Source organism: Flavobacterium arsenatis (genome assembly GCF_031456785.1).
Lineage (GTDB): Bacteria > Bacteroidota > Bacteroidia > Flavobacteriales > Flavobacteriaceae > Flavobacterium > Flavobacterium arsenatis.
In genome coordinates this window covers 135,791-145,477 of the sequence record NZ_JAVDVI010000012.1, presented here as the reverse complement: position 1 = coordinate 145,477, position 9,687 = coordinate 135,791, and the positions used below count along the sequence as shown (strand labels likewise).

Here is a 9,687-nt window from a genome sequence, read left to right as displayed (position 1 = left end):
CGCCGTTACACTTGAAGGCTTTCTGATAAAGCTAACTTTATTTGTCTTTGGACTCCAATTAAAAAAATCTATTAACTAGCAACTTGAATTAATTACTTCTATTAATGGAGTTAAAGTCGATTTTGTTAATTATCAATATGCACTTTTGAAAAAACCCATTCTCATAGAAGGAATAAGGATGGCATCAAGGGAAGACGTTGCAGCAATGAAATTGAACGCCATTTATGGCAGAGGAAGTAAAAAGGATTTTATTGATTTATATTTTTTGCTGCAAGAATTCAGTTTGCCTGAAATGATTGACTTTTATCTTAAAAAATATTTTGATGGTTCAAAATTTATGATGATTAAAAGTTTAACCTATTTTTCTGATGCCGATTTAGACCAGACCCCACCGATATACTTAGATTTCAACTGGGAAACCTGCAAGCAAAAAATTATTGCTGAGGTGTTGAAGTTGTAATTAAACCCAAAAAAGCCTCAATCACTTGAGGCTTGTTATTAAGAAAACATCGGTTTATATTTCCCCCAGTTATCAGCAATCATCCAGAGATTGATCAGGAAGAATGGCCCTGCAAAAGCCAAACCTTCTGGCATGAAAACGGCGTTATGAATAATGATTCCAACAGTAATTGGAAGAATGACGATGGCTCCCAAAGCCCTTGTTTTTGGGAAGATAAACAGCAAACCACCTACAAGTTCTATAAAACCCACAAGAGGCATCAGCCAAACGATGGTTCCGAAAGCTTCGTAAAGTTTCATTATTTCAGCTGGTAATTCTGGCATTGGCATATAATGAAAGAATTTATCCAGACCGGCATTAATGAACATCAGCCCGAAAAGGACACAGAGGATGGTTTTTACAATTTTCATTTTGATACTTTTTTAAGTTGTTGGTTATAGCGAAGTTAAAAAATTAAGTGCTTGGTTGTTGAAAATAATGATGAGCGGTTTTTTGCCACACCTGTTTGCCGACAGGCAGAGATTTCGACGGATCAAACGGATTTTCTGCGGATTATAATAATCTGAAACTAAAAAAGCTTCCCATTTATGGAAAGCTTTACGTTTATTTTTTCTCTTCTTCTTTTTTAGCTGCGGTTTGGTCTTCATCTCCCTTGGCTGCATTCTTGAATTCCTTGATACCGCTTCCTAGACCTTTCATCAATTCTGGAATTTTTTTACCTCCAAACAATAATAAAATTACAGCAATAACCAGAACCCACTCCGTTACTCCAAATCTTCCCATAATGTATAAATTTATGCTTTCGCGAATTTGTATAAATATGCCACAAAGATAAACAGAAATTTGTTTTACTTCGTTTTGCACTACAATTATTTATCATAAAGAACGTTAAAGCTTTGATTGTATTGAGATTTAAATTCTTTTTAGACACGAATTTCACTAATTCTCACAAATTAATTATTGTGGTCTTTTTTATACTTGGTGTAATTTATAGATTTTTTTTATTCGTGCAAATTCGTGCAATACCTGTAAAATAGTTTCTTCACGATTTCAAAATCAACAAAAAACTTTAAATTGCTATATTTGTTCCATAAACCCCAATCATGTCAGGAAAAAGACTAAAAAGACAGGTCATCAAGAAAAAATTGTTCACAAAAAACCGACTGGTTATTTTGAACGAGGACACTTTTGAAGAAATCTTTTCGCTGAAACTCACCCTGATGAACGTCTTTGTGGTAGCCACACTTGGAGCGATCATCATCATTTTCGTGACCACTTTTATCATCGCCTTTACACCTTTGCGGGAATATATTCCAGGCTATTCCTCGTCAAAACTCAAGAAAGAAGCAACAGAATTAGCCTTGAAATCCGATTCGCTTTCAGAAGCTTTGCAAAAAAATGAGGCCTACATCGCTTCGATTCGCAAGGTATTGACCGATAATGTAGATTATGCCCACATAAGCAAGGATTCCATCAAGGCAGGAAACACAAGCGATCTTTCGAAACTGAACCTTTCGCCTACCGATCAAGAGAAAAAATTGCGTGAAGAAGTTGCCCACGAAGACAAGTATAATTTATTCGAACAAGCAAGCCCAAAAGTATCAACCGTACTTTTTGCACCTGTAAAAGGCCATATCACTGAAGGTTATAGTGCAAAGAACAAGCACTTTGCCGTAGATATCGCCTTGGCAAAGAACACGCCAGTAAAATCGGTTGCCAACGGAACCGTGATTTTTGCCGACTGGACACCAACCAACGGAAACGTAGCCATTTTACGCCACAACGACGGTTTGCTTTCGGTTTACAAACATTGTGAGTCGCTCACCGTCGATCAAGGAGATACCGTAAGAACAGGCGAAGTCATTGGAATTGCCGGTTCAACAGGCGAACAATCAACCGGAATACATTTGCATTTTGAGCTCTGGAAAGAAGGATACCCAATAGACCCAACACAATTTATAGCCTTTGAATGATGATATTATCCCTGAAGTATCGGGAGCTATTCCCGCTTTCCATTACAATCTTGCTTTTGAAAATGTTTTTTTCCAAGACACAAAAGGAGCTTCCGTTGGTCGCTCTTTTCTGTCAGGAAAAAATACATTTTCAAAAGCAAGGATTTCCATTTCAATCGGGGCTAAACCCAAACAATGCTCAATAAAAAATGAAAATAAAAAACATAGCCGCCAAGATTTTTGCAAAAAAAATATACAACAAAACCCAAAAATGGGCCAATGATCCTGTTGCCACACAACAAAAAGTGTTCAAGGATTTGATCCGTCAAGCCAAGGAAACAAAGTTTGGCAAGGACCATCATTTCGAAAACATCAAGACCTACGAAGATTTTGCAAAAAAGGTTCCCGTTCGCGATTATGAAGGTTTGAAAACCTATATCGACAAAGTTGTAAAAGGCGAACCTGATGTTCTTTGGAAAGGAAAACCCCTTTATTTTGCCAAAACATCCGGAACCACTTCTGGGGCAAAATACATTCCGCTAACAAAAGAATCAATGCCGTTTCATATCCAAGCGGCCCGAAATGCCATACTGCTTTACATCCACGAAACAGGCAATGCCGATTTTGTTTCCGGCAAGATGATTTTCCTTCAAGGAAGTCCAATTTTGGAAGAAAAAAACGGCATCCAATTCGGACGCTTGTCGGGAATCGTTGCCCATTTTGTTCCGAAATACTTACAGAAAAACCGAATGCCAAGTTGGGAAACCAATTGCATTGAAGATTGGGAAACCAAGGTGGATGCGATTGTCGAAGAAACCATCAACGAAGATATGGCGGTTATTTCTGGAATTCCGTCGTGGGTTCAGATGTATTTTGAAAAACTGAAAGAGAAAGCAAACAAACCCGTTGGCGAAATCTTCAAGAACTTCAATCTGTTTATTTATGGAGGTGTGAATTATGAACCCTATCGGGCAAAATTCGAGAATCTTATCGGAAGGAAAGTCGATTCTATTGAGCTTTTTCCAGCTTCGGAAGGATTTTTTGCCTACCAAGATTCACAAAAGGAAAAGGGAATGCTGTTGCTTTTGAAGGCAGGAATCTTTTATGAATTTATAAAATCAGAGGAATTTTTTAGTGATAATCCACGACGATATACCATTGGCGAAGTCGAATTGGGAGTGAATTATGTGTTGATTATTTCTACAAATGCCGGACTTTGGGGCTACAATATTGGCGACACGGTTCAATTTACTTCTTTGAAACCTTATCGTGTTGTTGTTTCAGGAAGAATCAAGCATTATATTTCAGCTTTTGGCGAACATGTCATTGGGAAGGAAGTCGAGGAAGCCTTGAAGGAAGCGATGGAAGGGACGAACATCCGTGTCAACGAATTTACTGTTGCCCCACAAATTGCACCAAACGAAGGATTGCCGTACCACGAATGGTTCATAGAATTTGATTCCGAAGATTCGGGAGAACCAGACAACCTGGAACATTTTGCGGAAGCGATAGACAACGCGATGCGAAAACAAAACATCTATTATGACGATTTGATAGTAGGGAAGGTGTTGCGAAAACTTGTTATTACGAAAGTGGCCCAAAATGGTTTTCAAGACTATATGAAATCGATAGGGAAATTAGGCGGACAAAATAAAATCCCGAGGTTGAGTAACGATCGGAAGATTGTGAATGAATTGAAAAAAGAGAATAGATGATAGAAAATAGAGGTTTCTTGTTGTTGCTTTTGATTGGATTTTTAGGTTTTTCGCAGACCAAAGGCTTAGTGGTGGATGAAAACAATAAGCCAATTCCGTATGTCAATATTTGGATAGAAAATGGAAATATAGGTACCACCACAGAAGAAGATGGCCGTTTTAGTTTAGAAATTAAAAATCAGGAAAAAAACTTAATTTTTTCAGCATTAGGATTTGAAACAAAAACAATAAAAGCCACAGAAGCTGAGAAAGTTGTTTTGAAATCGGTTACGATACATCTTGACGAAGTTGTAATTAAGCAAAATTCAGTTAAGCAAAAAATGGAACTAGGATATTATGAATCAGGTGGTTTTAGATATCACATGAGTCATTTTGTTGACGGAATCTATTTTAATTTTTCTGAAGTAGAAAAAGAGAAGTATCCGTTTATCAATCAGTTGAAGTTCAAAACACTATCAAAAAATAAAAATGCAGTTATTCGGATTTATCTTGTTGAAAGTAACGAAGACGGTTCGCCTAGCGAAAGGACTTTATCGGAAGAAATTATTGTAGAGGTAAAAAAAGGGAAAGTTAAAAATGTAATTGATTTATCTTCAAGAAAAATTGCAATTCCCCAAAACGGTTTTTTTATTGTTTTTGAAAAATTAAAAGTAGAACAGAATAAGTATTATGAAGAATATACTTTTAAGGACAAAAATGGAAATAAAACAATCACAAAAGGCATGAGTTATGAGCCAGATATTCCACTAGTTCCAATTGAAGAAGCTGTTGGATGGCACAAACAAATTGATAATAAATGGCAAAAATCTACAATCACCACCATACCAAACCCTAACAGTTTTGAAAATATACTGATGAAAAAATACCATAATAAATATTTAGTGCCATCAGTTAATATTACCATCAGCAATTAAATGAAAACAATTTTTCTTTTTTTTATAGTATTTGTTTCACAAGCTCAAACCAAAGGAATCGTCAAAGACAGCATTACAGGACAACCAATTCCGTATGTAAGCGTTTGGGTCGAAAACGAAAACATTGGCACAACTGCCGAAGAAAATGGTGAATTTACCATCAACACCAACGACCATAATAAGAATTTGGTCTTTTCGGTTTTGGGATATGAACGGAAAGTAGTAAAGGTTTCGGAGGCGAAATCTATACTTTTGTTTCCTTCGGCTTTAGAACTTGGCGAAGTTGTGATAACCAACAAAAAAGAAAAAAAACAAGTTGAAATTGGCAAAACCAAAAGCGTCATCCAGGAAGCTTTTGACAACGGACCAAGAATGGACGCGAAGTTTTTTCCGTATCAAAAAGAATATGCAAAAACGAAGTGGATTCAGAAAGTGACGATACTGACCGATAGCAAAGTGGAAGATGCTACTATAAAATTGCACCTGTACGAAGTAGATGAAAACGGTTTTCCTGGCGAAGAATTGTTGAGCAAGGATTATATCGTGACGTTGCGAAAAGGCATTTTCAAGCATAAGGTTGATGTAAGCGAATTCAATATCCAGATGCCCAAGAATGGAATCTTTGTAGCGTTTGAGAAATTGATCATCGAAAAGAACAAACTAGAACGAACCGTTACAGATTATAATTCGAACACGACCAAAAAACACATCACCTATTCGCCATTAGTGCTTTATAATTCGATTGAAAAAGAATATCTGTTCAGCTATTCTGGAGGAAGATGGATCAAGCTAACAAAGGAAGAACTGAACCCGTATTCTACAACGAGGAGTGTTTATGAACCGAATATCAATTTAATATTGACGGATTAATGAGACACGAATTTTCATGAATTAATACAAACATAAAAGCAATTTAAACCAAATTTTTTTTGACTTTATTAAATTCGTGAAATTTTAGTAACAGCCTTTTCGTGTAAATTTGTGGAATTCGTGTAGAAATACTTTAGTTAAATTGGATTCGTATCTTAATGTCTCTAGTGCTATTTTAACAAAATAAAAATAAAAAACCTACATTTGCGGGTTAGAAAAGAATAAGAATGAAAGAAATTAAAAACATTTCACGCTCTAGGGCCCAAGAGTCTTCAGCAGCTATTGAGAGACTGTACATTACAATGCGACATTTGTTTAATAGAGGATTCTATAAGCCAATGGGCGTTTCGGGAGATACACTTCGCGAAGCATTACTGCAATTAAGACCTGAAATTTATGGCACAATTGCCGAAGAAAAAGTAGAATTAAGCGGACTTTTATATGTTATAGAACGACTTCCTGTTGGAATCGAGGAATGCCGTTTCATCAACCTGACTTCGGATGAAGGCTATTCGAAATCGCACTTCAAGGCAATTGTTCCGCCAAAGCGAAAAAGAAATTGCTACCGTATTGACGACGAGCAGATGAACGTTGAAATTACCCGAGGACGTTCGGACATTTATGATATCCTGACGCATTTGACCTTTATCTTCATCGAATCTCATAAAATTAAAGACAGTGTTTTGCTCGATGAAAATGGTGAGGTGACTCGCGATTGGGAAAAACTGGAGGAAGTGGTAACACAATCAAAAAAATTATCCCAAAACGATAAGGAAAAAGCCATTTCACATGTTTCTAATATATTAGGAAGAAGTTTTATTGAAATCTTGGATATCTATGATGCTTTTGGAACTGCCGAAAAACCAGACCGTTTCCTTCATGTCATTTATTGGTTGGGAAAATTGGCCTTGGAAGAGGTTTTGGAAAACAAGAAACGCACCATCACGTTTAGTCCGATTTTGAGAGAACGATTGGGACATCACATACACGGAGAAATTTGGGCCACCAATATTAAAGAAGTTCTGCGAGATAATGATTTGCTGAACCGTCCGATTCACATCATCAGTGCGAATATGCACAGTGTGATGAATTCGATTTTTGCGACACACGTCTTGAAAACAAAATTCAAGGACAAGTCGGATTTCTTTATTTTTGAAGAATTGAGCAAGTCTGGAGCCAATGAAGTTCGTGACAAGGTAGAAGAATTTGCCAAACAACACGGAATGATTTCGCTTCCCGACAGTTCAGGAACCAACATCGACGTTCAAATTTTTGATACGGCGAAAATCGATTGGAAGAAATCGGCTTTTCCTGGTGCAAAACTAGACGAAGACAAGCCTGTAATAATTGTGATGGATTATGCGTTTGGAGAACAAGCCTATGAAACCATCGATGAATTGTTGAAACCTTACAAAGAATCTAAAGACAAGAAAGTATTGTTGAATGTGGTTTCGGTTTCAATCATGGGTAAAGCTGGAATTCTTGAAGGTGGAAAAGGAGACATCATGATTCCATCGGCCCATATCAACGAAGGAACGGCCGATAATTATTGGTTTGATAATGAATTGACTGCCGATATGTTCGAAGGAAATGACATCGCTGTTTTTGCCGGACCTATGGTTACGGTTTTAGGAACATCATTGCAGAATAAAGACTTGTTAAAGTTTTTCCATGACTCGACTTGGGGAGTAATTGGTTTGGAAATGGAAGGAGCATATTATCAGAAAGCCATCCAATCGGCATCAAGAATCAGGAAAAGCATCAACCCGGATGTGAAAGTTAGATATGCCTATTATGCTTCGGATAATCCTCTGGAAACGGGAAGTACACTGGCTTCTGGCGGATTGGGAACAACTGGTGTAAAGCCAACCTATTTGATTACCATCAAGATATTAGAACAAATTTTTAACGTAAAATAAATAAGTTACAATGAATACTACTCCAAAGCAAAATTCAGACGATCAAGAAATTGATTTGTCGCAGATTTCGAGAAAAATCAACCAAGGATTTCAGAATATGGGTGGTTTTATTTTTGATTGCATTCAGTTTGTTTTTAAAAATGCCATCATAATTGCCGTTTTATTTATAGTTGGAATTGGCTTGGGATATTTTTTAGATACTAATCAAAAATCATACAAGCACGAACTTATTGTAATTCCCAATTTCGGAAGTGCTGATTATTTATATGGAAAAGTCGAGCTGATCAATTCTAAAATAAAGGAACGCGATACGGTTTTCTTGAAAGGTCTCGGATTAAAATATCCAAAGAAAATATCTAAATTAGAAATACAACCAATTGTTGACCCGTATAATTTCATTAGAGACAGAGAAGAAAATTTTGAACTTTTGAAATTGATGGCTGAAGATGGTAGCATTGACAAGGTTTTAACTGACAAGATTACTAGTAAAAACTACAACTACCACAGTATTACATTTTCAACAAAAGGAAAAGCAACGGATGAAAATACAATTCAACCTTTATTGAACAGCCTTAACGACAGTGAATATTTCAGGTTAATTCAGAAAAACATAGTTAGCAATGTCAAGGTGAAAATGGAATATAACGAGCAAACCTTGAATCAAATTAATGCGGTTTTGAATAGTTTTGCAAATGAAGTAAGTAGAGGTTCTAGCAATTCAAATTTGGTTTATTATAACGAAAATACGCAGCTTAATGAAGTTTTGCAGGCCAAATACAATCTAGTATCTGAACAAGGAAATAGAAGAATTGAATTGGTTAATTATGAAAAGATCATAAAAGACGTAAGTGTGATTGCCAATATTGAAAAAGGTTCTAAAAACAAACTCATCCTGCCATTGTTATTGATTTTTATCTTCGTGATAGGAAAATTATTTTTTGGTTTCTACAAAAATCAATCTGCAAAATTCAAAGAAAGAACAGTAAACTAAAAAGCTATGAAAGGAATTATTTTAGCGGGAGGTTCAGGAACGCGTTTGCATCCTTTAACGTTGGCGGTAAGTAAACAATTGATGCCCATTTATGACAAACCGATGATTTATTATCCGTTGTCGTCCTTAATTTGGTCCGGAATTAGAGAAATATTGATAATTTCCACACCTCACGATTTGCCTCTTTTCAGGCAATTGTTGGGAGATGGTTCCAGGTTAGGATGCCGATTTGAATATGCAGTCCAGGAACATCCAAATGGTCTGGCTGAGGCTTTTGTTATTGGAAAAGAATTTATTGGAAATGATAAAGTAGCCTTGGTTTTAGGCGATAATATTTTTTATGGAACAGGTCTTTCAGATTTGCTTCAAGCTAATAATGACCCAGATGGTGGCATTATTTATGCCTATCATGTTCACGATCCTGAACGTTATGGCGTGGTAGACTTTGACGAAAATGGAAAAGTGCTTTCTATCGAAGAAAAACCCCTTTCCCCAAAATCAAATTATGCCGTTCCAGGAATTTATTTCTACGACAATGATGTTGTTGAAATTGCAGCAAATATAAAACCAAGCCATAGAGGCGAAATTGAAATTACTGATGTCAACAAAGAATACTTGAGAAGAGGAAAACTCAAAGTTAGTATTTTAGATAGAGGAACCGCTTGGTTTGATACCGGAACATTTAATTCCTTGATGCAAGCTTCACAGTTCGTTCAAGTTATTGAAGAACGTCAAGGATTGAAAATTGGTTCAATCGAAGAAGCCGCTTTCAAGATGGGCTTCATTGATGCAGAACAATTGAGGAAATTGGCAGAACCATTATTGAAAAGTGGATACGGAAAGCATTTGTTAAGCATTATATAAAT

The 9,687-nt window shown here is 36.3% G+C and carries 11 protein-coding genes; 9 read left to right on the top strand and 2 right to left on the bottom strand.

Annotated features, from left to right (window positions below):
- Positions 1-145 precede the first annotated feature (145 nt).
- On the top strand, positions 146-460 hold the full coding sequence (locus J2X31_RS13650) for a nucleotidyl transferase AbiEii/AbiGii toxin family protein (RefSeq protein ID WP_310027377.1): 315 nt from the start codon (positions 146-148) through the stop codon (positions 458-460).
- A gap of 38 nt (positions 461-498) precedes the next feature.
- Here the strand turns inward: J2X31_RS13650 and J2X31_RS13645 are convergent, their stop codons facing one another.
- Entirely contained in the window at positions 499-870 is a 372-nt protein-coding gene (locus J2X31_RS13645) for a DoxX family membrane protein (protein WP_310027376.1), read from the bottom strand.
- A 193-nt stretch (positions 871-1,063) separates the two neighbouring features.
- The gene (gene tatA / locus J2X31_RS13640) at positions 1,064-1,243 is read right to left on the bottom strand and encodes a twin-arginine translocase TatA/TatE family subunit (protein ID WP_310027375.1); all 180 of its coding nucleotides are present in this window, start codon (positions 1,241-1,243) and stop codon (positions 1,064-1,066) included.
- 320 nt (positions 1,244-1,563) lie between these two features.
- On the opposite strand from tatA, the gene J2X31_RS13635 reads away from it, so the two are divergent.
- The 8 genes from J2X31_RS13635 to rfbA all read left to right on the top strand — a co-directional run bounded on the left by J2X31_RS13635 (position 1,564) and on the right by rfbA (position 9,685).
- Positions 1,564-2,433: a M23 family metallopeptidase gene (locus J2X31_RS13635; RefSeq protein WP_310027374.1), complete on the top strand. Its 870-nt coding sequence runs from the start codon at positions 1,564-1,566 to the stop codon at positions 2,431-2,433.
- A complete protein-coding gene (locus J2X31_RS13630) occupies positions 2,426-2,695 on the top strand; it encodes a hypothetical protein (protein ID WP_310027373.1) in 270 nt (89 codons plus the stop codon). Before J2X31_RS13635 ends, J2X31_RS13630 begins: the two co-directional genes overlap by 8 nt.
- Positions 2,622-4,127, top strand: a complete 1,506-nt coding sequence (locus J2X31_RS13625) for a GH3 auxin-responsive promoter family protein (RefSeq protein ID WP_310027372.1) — start codon at positions 2,622-2,624, stop codon at positions 4,125-4,127. The genes J2X31_RS13630 and J2X31_RS13625 overlap by 74 nt, the downstream gene beginning before the upstream one ends.
- The gene (locus tag J2X31_RS13620; protein ID WP_310027371.1) at positions 4,124-5,041 is read left to right on the top strand and encodes a carboxypeptidase-like regulatory domain-containing protein; all 918 of its coding nucleotides are present in this window, start codon (positions 4,124-4,126) and stop codon (positions 5,039-5,041) included. Before J2X31_RS13625 ends, J2X31_RS13620 begins: the two co-directional genes overlap by 4 nt.
- Positions 5,042-5,911: a carboxypeptidase-like regulatory domain-containing protein gene (locus J2X31_RS13615; RefSeq protein ID WP_310027370.1), complete on the top strand. Its 870-nt coding sequence runs from the start codon at positions 5,042-5,044 to the stop codon at positions 5,909-5,911.
- Positions 5,912-6,138: 227 nt separating this feature from the next.
- Positions 6,139-7,830 carry a DUF6909 family protein gene (locus J2X31_RS13610; RefSeq protein WP_310027369.1) on the top strand — a complete coding sequence of 564 codons (1,692 nt, stop codon included), beginning with the start codon at positions 6,139-6,141 and terminating at the stop codon, positions 7,828-7,830.
- Positions 7,831-7,840: 10 nt separating this feature from the next.
- Positions 7,841-8,821, top strand: a complete 981-nt coding sequence (locus tag J2X31_RS13605; protein ID WP_310027368.1) for a hypothetical protein — start codon at positions 7,841-7,843, stop codon at positions 8,819-8,821.
- A gap of 6 nt (positions 8,822-8,827) precedes the next feature.
- On the top strand, positions 8,828-9,685 hold the full coding sequence (gene rfbA / locus J2X31_RS13600) for a glucose-1-phosphate thymidylyltransferase RfbA (protein WP_310027367.1): 858 nt from the start codon (positions 8,828-8,830) through the stop codon (positions 9,683-9,685).
- Positions 9,686-9,687: the final 2 nt, after the last annotated feature.

Coding starts and splice junctions, on each gene's coding strand:
- J2X31_RS13645 (WP_310027376.1), bottom strand. CDS start 870: ATGAAAATTGTAAAAACCATCCTCTGTGTCCTTTTCGGGCTGATGTTC.
- tatA (WP_310027375.1), bottom strand. CDS start 1,243: ATGGGAAGATTTGGAGTAACGGAGTGGGTTCTGGTTATTGCTGTAATT.
- J2X31_RS13635 (WP_310027374.1), top strand. CDS start 1,564: ATGTCAGGAAAAAGACTAAAAAGACAGGTCATCAAGAAAAAATTGTTC.
- J2X31_RS13625 (WP_310027372.1), top strand. CDS start 2,622: ATGAAAATAAAAAACATAGCCGCCAAGATTTTTGCAAAAAAAATATAC.
- J2X31_RS13620 (WP_310027371.1), top strand. CDS start 4,124: ATGATAGAAAATAGAGGTTTCTTGTTGTTGCTTTTGATTGGATTTTTA.
- J2X31_RS13615 (WP_310027370.1), top strand. CDS start 5,042: ATGAAAACAATTTTTCTTTTTTTTATAGTATTTGTTTCACAAGCTCAA.
- J2X31_RS13610 (WP_310027369.1), top strand. CDS start 6,139: ATGAAAGAAATTAAAAACATTTCACGCTCTAGGGCCCAAGAGTCTTCA.
- J2X31_RS13605 (WP_310027368.1), top strand. CDS start 7,841: ATGAATACTACTCCAAAGCAAAATTCAGACGATCAAGAAATTGATTTG.
- rfbA (WP_310027367.1), top strand. CDS start 8,828: ATGAAAGGAATTATTTTAGCGGGAGGTTCAGGAACGCGTTTGCATCCT.